Origin of the sequence: Kyrpidia spormannii, assembly GCF_002804065.1 — a bacterium.
Classification (GTDB): domain Bacteria; phylum Bacillota; class Bacilli; order Kyrpidiales; family Kyrpidiaceae; genus Kyrpidia; species Kyrpidia spormannii.
Window position 1 is genome coordinate 2,446,946 of sequence record NZ_CP024955.1, and the last position, 17,317, is coordinate 2,464,262.

General features: G+C 60.4%; 13 protein-coding genes and 2 pseudogenes. 6 read left to right on the forward strand and 9 right to left on the reverse strand.

The annotated features are described in order from the left end of the window. Positions 1 to 9 precede the first annotated feature (9 nt). The 3 genes from pepF to CVV65_RS12280 form a co-directional block, all read right to left on the reverse strand. Entirely contained in the window at positions 10 to 1,812 is a 1,803-nt protein-coding gene (pepF, locus tag CVV65_RS12270) for an oligoendopeptidase F (protein WP_100668373.1), read from the reverse strand. A gap of 88 nt (positions 1,813 to 1,900) precedes the next feature. Beyond that, positions 1,901 to 2,764: a sulfurtransferase gene (locus CVV65_RS12275; RefSeq protein WP_100668374.1), complete on the reverse strand. Its 864-nt coding sequence runs from the start codon at positions 2,762 to 2,764 to the stop codon at positions 1,901 to 1,903. Positions 2,765 to 2,780: 16 nt separating this feature from the next. Further along, positions 2,781 to 6,545 (reverse strand): dynamin family protein, encoded by a 3,765-nt coding sequence (locus CVV65_RS12280; protein ID WP_100668375.1) that lies wholly within the window; start codon positions 6,543 to 6,545, stop codon positions 2,781 to 2,783. Between the two features lie 112 nt (positions 6,546 to 6,657). Here CVV65_RS12280 and CVV65_RS12285 point away from each other — a divergent pair, with 112 nt between their 5' ends. The 3 genes from CVV65_RS12285 (at position 6,658) to CVV65_RS12295 (ending at position 8,962) form a co-directional block, all read left to right on the forward strand. After that, on the forward strand, positions 6,658 to 7,080 hold the full coding sequence (locus CVV65_RS12285) for a hypothetical protein (protein WP_013076403.1): 423 nt from the start codon (positions 6,658 to 6,660) through the stop codon (positions 7,078 to 7,080). Between the two features lie 107 nt (positions 7,081 to 7,187). After that, positions 7,188 to 8,261 (forward strand): type III polyketide synthase, encoded by a 1,074-nt coding sequence (locus CVV65_RS12290; RefSeq protein WP_232796604.1) that lies wholly within the window; start codon positions 7,188 to 7,190, stop codon positions 8,259 to 8,261. Next, positions 8,252 to 8,962, forward strand: a complete 711-nt coding sequence (locus CVV65_RS12295; protein WP_100668376.1) for an isoprenylcysteine carboxyl methyltransferase family protein — start codon at positions 8,252 to 8,254, stop codon at positions 8,960 to 8,962. The genes CVV65_RS12290 and CVV65_RS12295 overlap by 10 nt, the downstream gene beginning before the upstream one ends. Here the strand turns inward: CVV65_RS12295 and CVV65_RS12300 are convergent. Further along, positions 8,928 to 9,710 (reverse strand): NlpC/P60 family protein, encoded by a 783-nt coding sequence (locus tag CVV65_RS12300; protein ID WP_198592017.1) that lies wholly within the window; start codon positions 9,708 to 9,710, stop codon positions 8,928 to 8,930. The genes CVV65_RS12295 and CVV65_RS12300 overlap by 35 nt on opposite strands. A 479-nt stretch (positions 9,711 to 10,189) precedes the next feature. Between CVV65_RS12300 and CVV65_RS12310 the strand changes: the two genes are divergently transcribed. After that, positions 10,190 to 10,513: a YfhH family protein gene (locus CVV65_RS12310; RefSeq protein WP_157935509.1), complete on the forward strand. Its 324-nt coding sequence runs from the start codon at positions 10,190 to 10,192 to the stop codon at positions 10,511 to 10,513. Then, a pseudogene (locus CVV65_RS17455) lies at positions 10,510 to 10,587 on the forward strand (Ada metal-binding domain-containing protein); the annotation flags it as partial. The gene CVV65_RS12310 and the pseudogene CVV65_RS17455, both read left to right, overlap by 4 nt. A 13-nt stretch (positions 10,588 to 10,600) precedes the next feature. Here the strand turns inward: CVV65_RS17455 and CVV65_RS12320 are convergent. Together CVV65_RS12320 and CVV65_RS12325 are read right to left on the reverse strand one after the other, a co-directional pair. Further along, entirely contained in the window at positions 10,601 to 11,074 is a 474-nt protein-coding gene (locus CVV65_RS12320; protein WP_100668380.1) for a 2-thiouracil desulfurase family protein, read from the reverse strand. Then, positions 11,071 to 11,562 (reverse strand): methylated-DNA--[protein]-cysteine S-methyltransferase, encoded by a 492-nt coding sequence (locus tag CVV65_RS12325; RefSeq protein WP_100668381.1) that lies wholly within the window; start codon positions 11,560 to 11,562, stop codon positions 11,071 to 11,073. The genes CVV65_RS12320 and CVV65_RS12325 overlap by 4 nt, the downstream gene beginning before the upstream one ends. 311 nt (positions 11,563 to 11,873) lie before the next feature. On the opposite strand from CVV65_RS12325, the pseudogene CVV65_RS17295 reads away from it, so the two are divergent. Continuing rightward, positions 11,874 to 12,047, forward strand: a pseudogene (locus tag CVV65_RS17295) (transposase); the annotation flags it as partial. Between the two features lie 328 nt (positions 12,048 to 12,375). On the opposite strand, the gene CVV65_RS12335 reads toward CVV65_RS17295, so the two are convergent. The 3 genes from CVV65_RS12335 to CVV65_RS12345 form a co-directional block, all read right to left on the reverse strand. Beyond that, on the reverse strand, positions 12,376 to 14,358 hold the full coding sequence (locus CVV65_RS12335) for an AMP-binding protein (protein WP_232796605.1): 1,983 nt from the start codon (positions 14,356 to 14,358) through the stop codon (positions 12,376 to 12,378). Between the two features lie 102 nt (positions 14,359 to 14,460). Next, positions 14,461 to 14,961, reverse strand: a complete 501-nt coding sequence (locus CVV65_RS12340) for an acetone carboxylase subunit gamma (RefSeq protein ID WP_100668383.1) — start codon at positions 14,959 to 14,961, stop codon at positions 14,461 to 14,463. A 33-nt stretch (positions 14,962 to 14,994) separates the two neighbouring features. Beyond that, on the reverse strand, positions 14,995 to 17,310 hold the full coding sequence (locus CVV65_RS12345; RefSeq protein ID WP_198592018.1) for a hydantoinase B/oxoprolinase family protein: 2,316 nt from the start codon (positions 17,308 to 17,310) through the stop codon (positions 14,995 to 14,997). Positions 17,311 to 17,317 lie beyond the last annotated feature (7 nt).

Here is a 17,317-nt window from a genome sequence, read left to right on the forward strand (position 1 = left end):
TTCCCTGCCTCAGGACCCGGCAAAACTTTTTTCCAACTCGGCCACCGTTTCCTCAAACACCTGCAGCGCCTGGCGCACCGGTTCCGGGGATCTCATATCTACCCCGGCCTTCGCCAAGACCTCCAGGGGATAGTCGGAACTCCCGGCGGACAGGAAATCGAGATAACGCCGGACGGCCGGCTCCCCTTCCTCCAGAATCCGCCTTGACAGGGCCGTGGCCGCCGAGAAGCCCGTGGCGTATTTGTACACGTAGAATGCTGTGTAAAAGTGCGGAATCCGGGCCCATTCCCAGGCAATCTGATCATCGATCACCACTTCGGCCCCGTAGTAGGTTTCATTCAGCCGACGATACGTGTCGCACATCCAGTCTGAAGTCAGGGCGTGGCCCGCTTCCACCGCCTCGTGGGTGAGCTTTTCGAACTCCGCAAACATCACCTGGCGAAACACCGTGGTGCGGAATTGCTCGAGGTGGTGGTTCAACAAATACCTCCGCATCGCCTCATCCGGGGTATTTTTTAAGAGATGATGCAGCAGCAACGATTCGTTGCAGGTCGATGCAACTTCGGCGACAAAGATGGAGTACCCGCCGTACACGTACGGTTGATGCGCATACGTATAATGGCTGTGCATCGCGTGGCCCATTTCGTGGGCGAGGGTGAACACGTTGTCGATGTTCGGCTGCCAATTCAACAGCACGTAAGGATGGGTGCCGTACGCCCCCCATGAATAGGCGCCCCCTCGCTTGCCCCGGTTCTCGTGAACATCGACCCAGCGAGAGGCGAAAGCATCCCGCATCACGCCGAGGTACTCCTCCCCCATGGGCGCAAGCCCTTCCAACACCGTCTTTTTCGCCTCATCGAAGGAGACCTCCCGGTGGATCTCGGGCACAAGGGGCACATACAGATCGTACATGTGTAGATCATTTAGGCCCAGCACTTTTTTGCGCAAGCGCAGGTATCGGTGAAGGGCCGGCAAAAACTCGTGCACGGCGGCGATCAAGCTGTCGTACACCTCCACCGGGACCCGGTCATCGTCCAGAGCCGCTTCCAGGGAAGAACCGTATTTCCTCACCCGGGCGTAAAAGACATCTTTTTTGACACTGGCGTGATACGTCGCTGACAGGGTGTTCAGACGCTCTTTGTACGCCGCATAAAAAGCGGTAAAGGCGTCTTGCCGGACCCGGCGGTCCTGGCTCTCCAGGAACTGACTGTAGCGGCCCTTGGTCAATTCCACCTCCTGGCCCTGCTCGTCCCGGATCGTCGGCAGACGCAGGTCCGCATCGTCCACCATACTGAAAATCGTCGTCGGGCCCTGGGCGATTTCGCTGACCTGAGCGAGGATGGCCTCTTCTGCCGCTGAGAGTACATGGGGCTTTCGCCGGAGAATATCGTCCAGTTTGTGTCGATACAAGGCCAAATCCGAGTGACTGTCGATGTAGCCCTGCACCACCCCGGCATCCCCGGCGAGAATCTCGGGCACGACAAAGGAGAAGGCCCCGGCCAGGCGGGCGGCGAGCCCCTGGGCTCGGTCAGCCAGGGCGAGATATGTACTGTTGGTGGTATCCTCGTCTTTGCGCATATGGGAATAGGCATAAAGCCTTTCCAACTTGAGGGACAGATCGTCTTCCAGGCGAAGAACGGCGAGGAGGGTCTCCGCCGATTCCAAGACCCGCCCGCGAAAAGCCTCCACTTCCCCTAAGCGGCTCTGCACATCCTGAAACTCCCGCTCCCAGGCCTGATCATCGGGATACAGATCTTCCAGTTTCCACGTATCCTCCACCGGAATTTCCGCCCGTGACCGCACTGTCGTCATTCGGATCCCTCCCGTCGATTTTGCCAAACCTTTCTTTTCGGCCGACACCTCTAGTGTAACGCTGGAGCGGGGATGAATGCGGAAGCTGTCAAGGCTTGGGGCCCCGAGCCACCGGGCGGCCGGGGTCCGCGCACCACTCGCTCCAACTGCCCACATACACCCGGGCACCGGAGATCCCGGCGATTTCCAGAGCCAACAGGTTGGCACAGGCGGTTACCCCAGAACCGCAATAGACGATAAGTTCCCGCTCTCCAGTGACGCCGGAGAACCGGCGGCGCTGCTCTTCGGGACTTTTCCACCGCCCGTCCTCGTCGACGCCGTCTTTCCAGTAGATGTTGACAGCCCCGGGGATATGACCGCCCACCGGATCAATGGTCTCCTGTTCCCCAGTGTACCGCTCGGGAGCCCGGGAGTCGATCAAGAGGGCCCCAGGGGCTTGCCCAGATACCACCCGGGACACGTACTCCGCGTCCACCGTCAACTCTGGCCGCATCCGGGGGACGAAACTCGCCGGGGATGGCGTCGGAATCTCCAGGGTAACCGGATACCCCGCCCTTTGCCACTCCGCATAGCCGCCATCCAACACCCGAACCTGCTCATGACCAAGGTAGCGAAGCGTCCACCACAACCGGGCCGCGAATTCACCGGTTTGGTCGTCGTAGGCCACAACTACAGTCCCGGAGCCGATCCCCGCCTCGCTGAACACCCGGGCCAGCCGGTCCGGGTCCGCCAATGGGTGGCGCCCACCCTGTCCTTTCGGTCCGCACAGATCGCGCTCCAGGTGAAGGTACACCGCACCAGGAATGTGCCCCTCGCGATACCGCGCCTCCCCGGCGTCCGGCTCGTTCAACGTAAACCGGCAGTCTATCACGGCCACATCCGGGCTTCCGATCCGCTCTTTTAGCCACTGGACGCTCACCAGAGGCCCACCGTTCAAAGACCCTGTACTCATCTCACGTCCCCCTCTCTCATACAGTGGACCAAGGCCGAGGTAAGCGGCGTAAAGCTTCCTCCAAGCGTTCGGGCGGCAAGGTGTGATCCAGGGCGGCCATCATCCCGGCGGCGTACTCCCGGGCAGATTCCTTGGCCGCCCGCCGGTCCGATTCCAATACCGGCCGGCCGCACTGCCGGGCCCAATCCCCCATGGTCTTTCGCAACCCATCCACGAACCCGCGAACCTGGGGTAGGACCGCCTCCCACAACGCCTCCCGCATCTCATCCATCCCCGGCCCAAGCCATCGTTTCATCCCCGGGAATAACTTTGGCCCGAGACTCCGAATGGTCTCCCCTACCCCATTTCCAATGAGTTGGGCTGGAATCTCCCACGGTTCCACAGCCTCGGGCTCCCAGGACCACCCGGCCAAATCTCCGGACGCCGCCGAAACCCTCTCCGTCCAAATCTCCGTCCGGCGGTCCCGGAACCAGCGCTCGGCGCGCAGAGCCGCAGCTTTCCACTCCTGGCTCAATTCGTCTTCCAACCACTCGGCCAAATCCGCGGCGCAAGCGGCCACCGCCTCCCGGCGGCCGTCCTCAAGAGCCGCCACAGAGAAGGACTCCCGAAAACGATCCTGGTAACGGATCCACAGGCGGCGCTCAATGTGATCGCACAACTCCGCAATCTCGCCTTCCAGTCCCCGCAAAAGCGGCTCGTCCTCCACCTGGGACAGCGAAGCTTCCACCCGCGCCGCCCCGGCGGACCACACCTGGCGGCGTTCCTCCCGCTTCACCCCCTCCGCCCGGGCCTCCATCACCCACCGCCGCAGCCGCTCCTCGGCCCGCCTCAGGTCCCCCCAGGCCCGCCCCAGAGCCATCTCCGCCCAGTCCCGCCGAAGTAAGGAAGAGAAATCCCGGTAGAATCCCGCGAATCCAGTCACCTCCAGTGCTTCGGAGAGGGAGGGTAGAGGCCCCGCGGAAACCTTGAGACAAGTGCGAAGCCAAGCCTCTTCCCCCGGGGATAACGAACTGGTCTCCGCCTTGCGCGCCAACAAGGCCCCCCGGCTCGACAAGGGGTAGATCCGGGGGCGCACTATGCCGAGGTTCGTCAAATTGCGCCGAACATGTTGCACGACGCCCTGAAGTTCCTGCTCATTGGCAGCCAGGTCACCGGCATTGACGACGAAAAATATCTTTTCGAAATCAAAGGTCTCCTGCATCTTCCCGAGCTGCGTCAAGAATGCCTCGTCAGCCCGGGAAAAAGCATGATTGTAGTAGGTCACGAACACCACCGCGTCGCTGTGACGGATGGACTCAAAGGCCGTGTCGGTATGGCGCCCGTGGACCGAATCCACCCCGGGGGTGTCCACCAGTACCCATCCTCCTGCCGTGAACGGACAATCCCAAAAAATATCCAAGTGCGAGAAATAGGCCGCCCACCGTTCTTCCGCGGTTACCTGGCGAACCCGGGACCAATGCGCCCGCAAGGCCTGGCCGAAATAGGGTTCGATTTCCTTCCAATGCTGCCGAATGGCGGTGCACGCTTCTTCCTCGCCCCGGCACTCCAACTCCTCCAGCACCTTCTCCATCTCCGAACGGGCGCGGATATGAAGGACGGCGGTGCCATGCGGGTGCCCACCCTCCGGAGCCCGAACCCGTTGTACAGCGGCGGTGGTCGGATTGGGAGATGAGGGGAGAACCGCGGATCCCAACATGGCGTTGGCGAGGGAAGACTTTCCCGCACTAAAGGCCCCGAAGAGCGCCACGGTGAACTCCCGCTCTTCAAGCCGGGCGGCCCTCTCCAGGAGGGCCGAGGTCATCTTCGCGGTTCCCGGCAGAATCGCCAGAATTTCGGCAGCCTGGCGCAACTGCTCCGCCGCAGCGAGGAGCCGGGGATCACCGGTTCGCCTTGGGCCCGGTCCCACACTCGGAACCCCATTTTCCCCTTCCACGGCGACCTCCACCTCCACCTCGGCATCGGCCAACCATCCCGAGGGCACATCTACCGAACACGAAACACCCGCGACATTCGCATCATCTGTTGCAACTTTTTCTGATGCAATCTCTGCAACATCTACAACCTCCTCAGCCGGCGGGACATCCCCAGCATGGCCGGCATTGGTCCGGGGCATCTCCTTTGCAACGTCCAGGGCTGTCGCGGCCTCCTCGGCGGAACTCGGCGATTCACCATCCCCCTCAAGAAACGGGATCCGCTCCCACAGGGCCGTCCGCCGGCGTTCTTCCTCCCCCCGCAGGATCTCCAACTGATCCCTCGCATTGGCATACGGGGCCAGACGCCCCCTCTCCTCGGATATCGCCGCCAGGGCCGCCTCCCGCCTCTCCCGGATAGCCTGTTCGATCATCTCCAGCAAACGGCGGCCCAGTTTCCGATATCGTTCTTTGCCCGCCGTCTCGAGATCCCGGAGATAGGTCTGCACATATCCAGCTTCGACCACCGCGCCGGGCTTGACCAACGCCGCCACCTCTGACGTCGACAGCAAGATGGGCGCCCCGTCTATGCGGTCCAACAGATCCCCATTCGCCACACCCCAGGCTGCCGCCAAATCCCGGGCCCAGCTTCGCACATGGCGATCGAGTTCCGTCTCAAGCCGCCGTCCAAAAGCCTCCGACAGCGCCGCCGCCCGGGCCTCCCGCTCTTTCTCCGTCCGTCCCCGACCTCCAAACCACCCTCCGGGCCGGAAACCCGGGCGCAGACTGTCGAGATAAGCCCTGGCCATCTCCCCGATCTCATAAGGGGTGATCCGGGCATTCTCCACCATGCGCACCAACTCCGGCCAGTGTACCGCCTCCAGATGCCCCTCGGGATCTTGCCAACGCCGCTCCTCCTCAGACAGTTGATCAAAGCGCTCCACCCGCTCCCGGGCGTGTTCCTCTCCAAGCAGCGCCCGAGCTGCTTCGATCTCCTCCCGGTGCCCGGCCCGCCAAGCTTTCAGGTGATCCTCGACAATGCCCCGAAGGGCCCGTCCGACGGACCCGCGATACCAGCGGGGTGCTTCGGCCATAAACTCCGACACATCTTCCCGCAACTCCTGAAACTGATGATACGGATGTTGCGGATCGCGCAGGGACACGTAGTAGATCCGCTTATCGGGTATTCCGAAGGCTTTGAAAATCTGTGCGGTTTCATATTGAAATTGCAAAAAAGGCAGTTCGTCCTCGGCGTGTTTATCGATCTGATTAATCACCAAGAAAACGGGAACGCCACCATCGGTCAGCCGGCGCAAAAAAGTCAGATTGGCCTCGGCCTGCACATGGTTGTAATCCATCGTATAAACCACGGCGTCCGCCAGGTGAAGGACCGCCTCGGTCATCTCCCGATGGGCGGGATCCGTCGAATCCACCCCCGGCGTATCCAGGAAAGCCGCTCCTTCGGGAAGGGGGATTGACGGATTCCCCACCTCCACCAGACGAACGTCCTCTTCGGATGTGCACCACCGAGAGAGTTCTTCAGACGCATTGTTCGCTTCCAGCTGCCGGACCACCCCGTGTCGATCGCAAATCCGCAGGCCCGGCGCGCCCCGGCGGATCAAAACCCCCGCCGCCGTTGTGGGCACGGGCCGGCTGGGCAGGACGTCCTCCCCGAGCCACTTGTTGATCAACGTGGATTTACCGGCGGAAAAATGTCCGCAAAACGCGACGATCACCTCTCGCCGCGCGTATTTTTCAGCCACTTCCCGAACCCGGGCCGCCCGGACCCCATCCCCCCACTCCTCCATCAGTCGCGCCAAGGACTCCACGAGCGCCAAATCTCGTTCAAATGATGTCACGACTTGTGCCACATCGGTCCCTCCATGACAAATCCCGCACAACTGCGATCTTTTTCATTCTACCACGGGACGATAGGTGTGAGAATCCGATACAATGGAAGAATAAGTATCCGGAGGGTTGCCCATGACGGCTTTTTATATCATTCTCGCCTTTCATCTGGCTGCGGTAGCGGTGAAATTGGGAGTGTTGCTCTATGTCCCCCGCCTCAAAGAGGTGGGCCAGGTTCGGGCGTTTCTATCCACCTATCGCCGACTGGACTGGATCACCGACTGGGTACTCTGGCTGACCGGGGCGGGATTTTTCCTCGTCACATCCTGGCGCTATCTGCTCCAGCTCTGGCTGCTCGTCTCCATGCTGATCTACATGATCATTTTTATCCTCATCAAAGTCGTGGTGGTGGGCGGGATGAAAAAGGTAGCCGCCACCAAGAAGTTGCACGCTTATGAGGAAGTCAGCAAGCTCCGTTTTGAAAATGTCTGCACCATTGTGTCGGTGGTGGGACTTTTGGGAATCATCGCCTACTTGATGGTGACCAAGCCCTTTTGATCCCGGGCCATACCGAGCTCCCTGCGGTCGGTGCATGAAACGATACCCGGAGGGGGATCCTCACGGAGACGGGTTTCGTTTTCGCCAGACAGAGAGGAGAGGTGCCCGTGCCCTTTCTCGTCCACATCGCCACCACAACACCCCCTCACCGGTACAGCCAAGAGGAAGTCCGGACGATGTCCAGGGAATTGTTTCGGACGAGCTTCCGGGACATCGACCGCCTGCTCCGCACCTTCGACACCGCGGGTATCGAGTGGCGGCATTTTTGCCGGCCGGCGGAATGGTATATCCAGGGCCGCCCCTTTTCCGCCCGCAACGCCGTGTATCAGGAGGAAGCTGTCGCCTTGGGGACGGAGGCGGCCCGGACATGCTTGACCCAAACCGGCGTCGACCCCCGGGCGATCACCGACCTGTGGTGGGTCTCCTCTACGGGCCTGGCCACGCCGAGTCCGGATATGCGGATCGCCCAGCGCCTTGGCTTGTCCGGGAAAATCAGGCGCACGCCGATCTGGGGGCTGGGATGCGCCGGGGGCGCCGTGGGACTGAGCCGGGGCCTGGCCAGCGCCGCCGCTGATCCCGATGCCCACGTCTTGGTCGTGATCGTGGAACTGTGCAGCCTGACCTTTTTGGCGAGAGACCAGCGAAAAAGCAATCTCATCGCCACGGTGTTGTTTGCCGACGGAGCGGGCGCGGCATTGATCCTGGGGGATCGGGCCTATGAGCGGTGGAGCAAAAGGGTCCAAGAGCGTGCGGGGTCGTCCGGAGCATGGGAATGGAAGGGCTCCCACAGCATCCACTGGCCGGATACCGAAGATATGATGGGTTGGGACGTGGGAGACGACGGGTGGCGGGTCGTGTTCTCCCGGGACATCCCGGAATTCCTTCGTCGGCAAAAACGTGAACACTTTGCCCCGGCTGAAGAAAAAATCGACCACTGGGTGGTACACCCGGGCGGGGCGAAGGTTTTGGCCGCCTATGAAGAGGTGCTTGGCTTGAACCAGGAGAGCCTGGAGTCTGCCCATGAGACGTTGAGACAGTATGGCAACATGTCGGCCCCCACCGTTTTGTTCGTCTTAAAGGACCTGGCTGAGCGGCGTTCTCTCCGGTCCGGGGACCGGACGGCTCTCCTGGCCCTGGGTCCGGGATTCTCCAGTGAACGGGTGATGCTCCAATGGAGGTAGGACAGCTTTTCCCCTGGCTGATCGGTGGGGTGATCGCCCAGCGCCTGGCGGAGTTGGGCCTCGCCCGTCATAACGCCCGCTGGATCCGGGCCCGGGGTGGTTTTGAAATCGGGCGGGAACACTATCCCTGGATTGTTCTTTTGCACGTGTCCTTTTTTGCCGGTATGGTGGCGGAAGTCCGGATTCGCGGATTGGCGGGCCTTCCCGTGTGGTGGCCCGCCCTCGCCCTTTTTGCCGCCAGCCAGGGACTCCGCTACTGGTCTTTGCGCAGCCTCGGCCATTATTGGAACACCCGGATCTTCGTGGTCCCGGGCCACCCTCCGGTACGACGCGGCCCCTACCGGTGGTTGAGACACCCCAATTACCTCGCCGTCATGGTGGAGCTCGTAAGCCTGCCTTTAGCCTTTCACGCCCATTGGACGGCCCTTCTGGTGTCGATGGCCAATGCCCCGCTGCTCGCTTTGCGCATTCGGGTGGAGGAGGGAGCTTTACGTCACCCGGCTCGAACCCGGCTGGAAGTGCGTGGAGAGATGCGGGGCGGCCCATCGAGTTTAAAACCCTCGACGAGCCCGGCCGAAGAAAATGAGCGGACCGGAGACGAATCCCCGGCCGCTCCCGCAACTTCCGTGGCCCAATCCTTGTCTGCTACGAGCTCGCCCCCTGTCGCTACTGCGTCTGAACATAGCGGGGAGACGACGTGAGATACCCCACAGTGCCGTCTGACAGCCGTACCTTGTACCACCAATCGTTAACCGTGGCCAGTCGTTCCGCCGACTCCCCGAGATGAAGCACGGCGACCCGCGGCGCCAAAGTCGAGGGAGCGCTGCGCACCGAGACCCACCCCTTGACGGGGGTCACCCGATCCGTAGCACCGGAAGGAGCTGAAGCCACCGCCGAACCCGGGGAATCGGTCACCGGAGCTGCCGGCGGGCTTTGCACCGGCGTGGACGGGGTGGAGGCTGCCCGCACGTGGTTCAAAGGTCGACGCGCGTACAGAAAATGTGACGTCCACCATTTATTATTCGTGTAATCATACTCACCCAGGGGCACCTTTGGTGAGTATGTGTGGATAATTTTCAATGTCCCATCTTCCAGGGCAATTCCCACGTGACCCACCTTCCCCCCGGAGTTCGAGGTAGAGAAAAAGAGCAGGTCCCCGGCTTTAATATCCCGAATGTTGTAATAAACCCCCCAGTCCCGATACTGATTTAAATCCCCTTGATTTTTTGAACCCGAGGAAAATCGGTACCCCACAGCCGTTTGATACACGTACTGGGTAAAATTCGAGCAGTCAAAGGTAGAATCGCCGCGAAGTTTGTTGGTTCCCCATTTATATGGAGTGCCGATCTGCGTCTCCGCCGTGTCGATCACCTTTTGCACCAGCGGATCCGCATAGTGGGACGGATGCGCCACGTGTCCGCTGACCGGAGCCGTATCCTGGGCCAGCACCCCTGGCACTCCTGCAACTAGGCTTGTCCCAAAAAGAAACGCAACAAGGGCCAGTTTAACATGATTACGATGCATCTCCTCTCGCCCCTTTCCTGGTCGTCGCCCGCCCACATTCACGGTACCATAGGCAACAACCATTTGGGCACCCGGAGGTTGGTGGATCGCATTCCTGCATCTGACAAATCACCAGGCCCCCATACGGAAAAAACGCAAATAGATTGCGCCGCACATGGTTGTGATGATGAGAACCAAAATGCCCAGGGGAATCATTGGACGCAACAACATGCCTTCCCGCCCGGTCAAGTTTGTGATAGAAGCAGCGAGAGCGACGCGCGACGGAGATTCCATGGTCAAATTGGAGGCTGTGTCCGGTCGCACATAGTACCCCCTCGCTCTGATCCAACGGCCACTGGGTCGTGGTATCATGAATACAAAACCACTGTGCGGAGGGAGTCGCCATTTATAAACTGATGTGGCAAATGAGCCAAGAAGAACTGTTGGCGGAGATGGAGCGGTTGCAGAAAGAGGCGGAACGGTGCCGTGAGGAAGGGCGCTGGAACGAATGGGAAGTCCTGAAGCGCAGATACGACGTCGCCCGCTCCCACCTGGTGGAGGCGGGAACGGTACGAGTGGGGGGCCAATACCGCGTGGAGGATCACGAGGGGCTATTCACCGTCACCCGGGTGCGGGGGATCATGGCCTTTGGGTATTTCACGCCGCCGGGCAACGACCCGACACAAGAAGAACAAGCTTTTCTGGTGGCCCTGCTGCATCCGCCGGGGGACGACCCCGATGAAAAATGACCTTCCGCCGGGAACATGTCCGGATCTTTTCGAGCCTGCAAGATGCCCTTCGGGCCGGATTCCGCCCCTGCAGACGAGCCGGCCCGGTCACGAATCCTCCGTCCCGAATACGCCTCCGGGCTCGTCTTCTTCCGAGTAGACCGGGATGCCGTGGCGCTCCAAGAGAGCAGCCGTCACCCCGCGCCCGGGGCGCATATTTCCGGTAAAGGTGCCGTCATAGATCGCGCCGCACCCGCAAGACGGGCTCCTCTGCTTCAACACGGCGGCCGATGCACCGACCAAACGGGCGAAGTGAAGAGCTTCTTCGGCGCCCCGCACAAAGGACTCGGATACGTCCTCGCCCTCTTGAGTCAGTACTTTGGCCCGCCCATCCAACACATCCCCGCCTTCGCCACCGACAATCTGGGCCGGCGGCCTCGGGGTGGGAAGACCGCCGAGCTGCTCCGGGCAGACGGGGATGGCCCGGCCTTGGGCCACCCACTCCTCAATCCACGACAACCCCCGGCTGGAGCCGTCGTATCGACAATGACAACCCGCCAGACACGCCGAGACCAGAATCATTCCGCCAGCGCCCCTTCCAATCGCAGTAAATGGGCTTTCAGATCGGTCCGGGACCCGGCATATCCCACCAAGTCCCCTTTTTTCCCCACCACTCGGTGACACGGGATAAAAATCGGCAAGGGGTTGGCCCGATTGGCTTGGCCCACGGCCCGCACCGCCCGGGGGTTCCCGATGGCCGCGGCGATCTCCCCGTAACTTCGCACCTGACCATAGGGGATCTCACGAAGAGCGGCCCATACCCGCCGGCGAAACGGACTGTCCTCGGGGAGCGACAAGGCCACGTCAAAGGCGCGACGGCGCCCGGAAAAATACTCTTCGAGCTGGCGGACGGCATCGCGACAGGACTCCGGATCCCGGACGAGGTCGTGAAACTCCTGCTGGATCTCTCCCCAATCCTCCTCGGTCAGCGCCACCCGGCTCACGCCGACCAAATCCATGACCACACGAAGGGTCCCAAGAGGCGTTTCCAGTTCATCATACACGGCCACAGTCCATCCCTCCCCGATCACAGATTTTATCGCTTCACGATCGCCCGGTGGGAATGCCTTCGTCCCGGGTGATACCTGCAGAACGGCCCGCCTCCCGCCAAAGGGGCGGTGGTAGTCTGCCCAGGATTTGAAGACGCGAAGTGATTCCGCGTCGACACTCACTTCCCAGGACCACACTGAACTGCCCGATTCCACTCGCAAATAAGGCGCCCGCCAATGAGCCCAGTCGGTGACAAAGAATTCGCGCTCGCATGAAGCTATTATAAACACACAAATCCCATGTCACAACCGGCTCCCTCCCGGCTTCATTCAAAGCGCAGGTCGTTCTGGAACTTCTTACGGAAGAGAAGACCATTGCACAACTGGCCTCGGAGTACGGGGTTCATCCAACCATGCTGCACCGGTGGAAGAAGACGGCTGTGGATAACCTGTCCAGCCTGTTTGCAAAGGTGCCCTGTGAAGGTCTGACGTACGCCAGTACGTAGCATGGGCATTTGCCCTTAATTGCCCCTTGCCAGAGGGAGGAGGAGCTGCAAGGGAGGACCGAAGGCCCAGCGACAGCGGCCCTTGACAGCCTGACGACCGATGGCAATTTCTAGATGAAGGCAAAGGCCGTAGCAAGACTGCGCAACAGCTCAATATCGGGAGCATGTGTCCAATCTGCGGGGGTTAATCCGCTTCACCAGCCACCTGAGTACCTGTTCAACACCGACCCATTTTCATCCTTCTGCTGGTGTCGCACCGGCGGCATGGGGGTCTACTACTTTAAGTTTACACGCTCGGTGGGGAGACCTGACAGGAAGAGCGGCACACTCACTCCGTCAGGGCCTCCAGTGCTTCTGGGTTCTCCAGGCTGCTGAGATCCCCGGGATTCAGACCGAGAAGTTTCGCTTTGATCACGCGGCGGACGATTTTTCCACTCCGAGTCTTCGGCAAGTCCCGGACAAACCGAATCTCTTCCGGCCTCAGCGCCTTCCCGAGGAACCCGGCGACCCAGTCCCTCAATTCTGTACGCAACTCTTCCGAAGGAGCGGCGCCGGGCGCCAACCGGACCAAACCGACAATCCCTTCCCCCTTCACCGCATGAGGGACGCCGATCGCAGCCGCTTCCGCCACCGCCGGATGAGCGACCAGAACCGATTCGATTTCGGCCGGTCCGATGCGTTTGCCGGCCACTTTCAGGGTGTCGTCGGAACGCCCTTCGATGTACCAGTACCCATGTTCATCGATTCGCACCCAGTCTCCGTGGAACCAGATCCCCGGGACCCGGGACCAGTAAGTCTGTTCGTACCGCTCCGGATCGTTCCAGAACCCCCGCGTCATCCCGACCCACGGCCCCAGGATGCACAGTTCTCCCACCTGTCCCCGCTCCACCGGCCTCCCCTCTTCATCGAGAACGGCGGCATGCATTCCGGGAATCGGCCCCGCAAAGGAACACGGAGCAATGGGTTCACCTACAAAACAGCCGAGGATGCCGCCGGAGATTTCCGTTCCCCCCGAATAATTGATGATCGGACAGCGCTTTTCCCCGACTTTATCAAAAAACCACATATAGGGATCTGGGTTCCACGGTTCGCCCGTCGATCCCAGCACCCGGAGCGACGAAAGGTCTACCCGTTCGACCCAATGGTCTCCTTGGGTCATGAGGGAACGGATCACGGTGGGAGCTAGACCCAAATGGGTTACCCGGTGCCGTTCCACCAATCGCCACAGCCGGTCCGGCGAAGGATAGTCGGGGGCCCCATCGTACAGCAGAACGGTCGCCCCCAGTGCAAACCCTCCGAAAACAGCCCACGGCCCCATCATCCACCCCATGTCAGTGAACCAAAACAGGGTGTCCGTATCCCGCAAATCAAAGCAATGGGCCAAATCTTGCGCCGCTTTCAAGCAGAAGCCGACATGCGTGTGCACCGCTCCCTTCGGCTTGCCGGTCGTCCCAGAGGTGTAGATGATCATCAGGGGAGTTTCACTGTCCAGCACCTCCGTGGCGACCTCCGCCGAGACCTCTCTCAACAACCGGTCCGCCGCCAAAAGACGCGCGCGGCCGGGCTCCTCCCCTCTTCCCCCGTCCGCTTCCGGTCCCGCTCCAACCCGGGACACCACCACCACGTGGCGAAGGTGATCCAATCCCTCCACAGCCCGGGTGGCCTCGGACAACATGGCCACCACCTTGCCCCGCCGGTAAAAGCCGTCCGCCGTGATCAGAATCTTGGCCCCGCTGTCGGCCAGCCTCGACCGCACCGCCTCCGCCCCGTACCCGCTGAAAACGGGGGTGAAAATCGCGCCAACTTTGGCACAGGCAAGAAGAACCGCCGCCGTATCCGGCAGCATGGGAAGATAGACGCCCACCACATCCCCCTTGCCGACCCCCAGGCGATGGAACACCGCCGCCCAACGCCCTACGCGATCGGCCAGTTCCTCGTACGTCCATTGAAGCGAAGAACCGTCTTCCCCTTCCCAAATCAGGGCTTTTTCCCGATCCTTTTCCGTCCCCACGTGCCGGTCCACACAGGCAGCCGCCGCGTTGGTTTTCCCGCCAACAAACCATTTGGCCCAAGCGACCCCCCGGGACACGTCGAGCACTTGCCCATACGGTTCAAACCACGGCCATCGAAGATCGTCGGCCACCTCCTTCCAAAACCAAGCTGGATTCCGTGCCGCCCCTTCCCTCAATTCATTGAGGGACGACACCCCGACCCGCCGCATAAAGAACCAAAGCCGAGTTCTTTTTCGCTCCGCTTCTTCCGGCTTCCAAATAGCCGGGTCTTGGCGGCCTGTTCCGCGTCCATCCGACACTTTCCATCCCCCCATCGCGATGCGATTTGGCCCATGAGCCATCCGCCACAAAAAAGTTGGTGCAGCGCAATGGAACGAGGCCATTGCGCTGCACACCTTTGCTCACTTTTCTGTCGGCAGCGGTAGCTTCAACCACTCGCGATAGAACGCTTCGATGTCCGGCTCCCAGTTATGGATCACCGGATACCAAGGCGTGGGCGCTTCCACTTCCAGAAGCGTGCCGCAGCTGGGGCAGTAAAACTCCCGGAACACCTGCCAATTCGGGTCCGGCGCCATCAGCTTTGGATAGATTTCGCTCATCGCTTCCTCCGTGTCCCGGACGTAGATGAGCGCATGAAGCTTCCAGTTCTCTCGATAGTCGCAAAATTCATGGCCACAATCGCACTTGATGACCCACGCGCCGGTGTCTTTTTTCTCGACGACGTAAAGATGATATTGATAGGGGAGGAGGATGCGGTCCTCCCACGGCACCCGTTCCTGCAAGATCTCAAGATAGACCTGAAAGCGTTCAGGATCTTTGGGCTCCGAAAGCATGCGATGCTGCGTCTCCCAATCGATGGTCCCGTCGATCAATTCTTCAATTTTCTTTCGATCGTACCCCATCTGCGCCGACCTCCTCACCTAATCTGTACTTCCTTACTCTTCGACAAGCACAAGGCGCTTCACGTCGGGAAGCTGTTCTACGCTCATGCGATGTTTTGAGCCGAAGGTGGGAGTCTCAAGCTCCTCTTCGGTCAAGTTCCAATTCTCAGGAAGATCCCAGAATCGCTTGAATTCCGCCAAAAAATTGGGGCTAAGCTGGAAGCTCGTCGCGAACATGTGACGGACCTGCACCGAAGCTTCCTTGCGCAGGATGCGCTCCCGCTCTTCCTTCATCCACTCTTGCGTCGGCTTGGCCCGTGCGATGCGCTCCTTGCGGATCTCCTCCCGGCGCTTTTGGGTCGCCTCCCGATCCACATGCCAGTGGCCCTGCTCATCTTGATAGACGACCGCTCCATACACCTTTTCCGCATAGCGGGGGAGCAAGTAGCCGCCGTTGAGGTCCGCTTCGATCTTCGCGGGATCGCGCTCAATTGGGTCACCGAAGCCAGGACCGCCGCGCAAGTAGTTCTGGTAGAAATCGTAGTTCTCAAAGATCGTCTCTGTGGTCATGGTTTGCTTATCCCGCTTGATGGTGCGGGCCTTCATGACCTTCTCGTAATCGGGGTGATCGGGATCGGCGTCGGGCCCAAGCGGAAGCGGTAGTCCTTGCTCGATCCTTTCTTTCAGATCGGTACCGTGGGCTTCAAATCGATAACCGGTGGCCGCGGGATAGCCGCCCATCAAACCCCAATCGCTGACCATATACCCGTTCCCCATGAAGAACATGGTCCAGTCCTTGGCATTGTAAACCATGCGGAGAGTCTCGTAGCCGCACCCGCCGCGATACTTTCCATAACCGCCGGTGTTGGCCTTTACATTGCGCCCCAAGTAGATCAGCGGCTCCGCCAACTCCCAAATCTCCATGTCGCCCATGTCGCCTTCGGGGTTCCAGATCGCCGCCGCATGATCCAGACCGTCTTTCACAGCAGTAGCCCCCGTACCTTCGGAAGCCGCCTCAAAGCTGTTGACGGCGTGAATCTCGTCGTACTGGTTGAAACCGCCGCCTTGGAGCCAGTTGGACGTATTGGCGTTTCCGGCGTTGACCTCTTCGAGATAACCGCGCGCAAAGTAGGCCGTGCTAAGGCTCCTCCAGATGGCGCTCCACGCGGAGACCAGGAAGTGCCAGGAGTAAGAGTGGGCCGTTCGCCGGTCGTCCGGATTCTGCCACGTGCCCCGCGGCAGGCGAAATTGCGTCGCATAATAGGCGCCGTCATTGATGAGTTCCGTCGGGATCAAGGTTTGCGTCATCATGACCCAGATACCGCTGGTAAACGAAACCGGTTGAGCATTAAACGAATGCCAACCCCAACGGCTCGAACCGTCAAAATCGAGCTTCCATGTGCCGTCCGTCTTGATCGTGATTTCATGCGGCGCATGCATGATCGTGTCGACCTTCGCATAGGGCGGGACGTTAACGTCCGGATGGTCATAACCGACGTCGACAAACGCCACCGCCCGGTACTTACCCGGCACCGTCATCGACTTAATCCTCCGGATCAGGCTGCGGTGCCCGTCCTCCACGATCTCATAGGCAAACTTCATATAGTTTTCGACTCCGACTTCACGAATGAGATCGAGCACCAGATCGCGGATCATATGGCAGCCTGCAATGCGGGTGCGCTCATCGAGCAGCCAGTAACGCGTCGTGCGGATCGACCTCTGGCTTTCATGGAGCCAGTCGCGGAGCGGCCGGTCATTTTCTCCGGTTTTCCGGCAGGTGATCTGGTAACCGTCACCGAACCGTTGTACTGGCCCCATGGTCATCGATCCGGGTCCGAGGGCGCCCGTATCGATAACGTGCGTCACGCCACCGACCCAACCGACCAGCCGGTCTTCCCAGAAGATGGGGATGATCGTATGCACATCACACGGGTGAACATTCCCCAACATGCAGTCGTTGTTGGTAAAAATGTCGCCCGGCCGAATCCCGGGGTTTTCTTCCCATCCGTTTTCGATCATGTATTTGATGCCCGCGCCCATGGTCCCTACGTGGATGATAATGCCCGTAGAGGTCATCAGAGAATCGCCTGCGGGGTTGTAAAGCGTAAAGCAGAGCTCACCCTCTTGCTCGACGATCGGAGAAGCGGCGATCCGCTTCGCCGTCTCGCGGGCATGCACAACGCCGGCACGAAGCCGCGAGAACATTTTGTTGTATAAGATCGGGTCGCTCTCTTTGAGCTCGAAGTTCGTCAAACCGGCATAATGCCCCGTCTCCCGCGTGAGCCGCAACACCTCATCGCGGTGTTCTTTGAGCGTCTGTCCCTGGAGCTTCAGCGGGCTAAAATTTACGCCCAGTCGGGTTTTTGCCATTCGGACC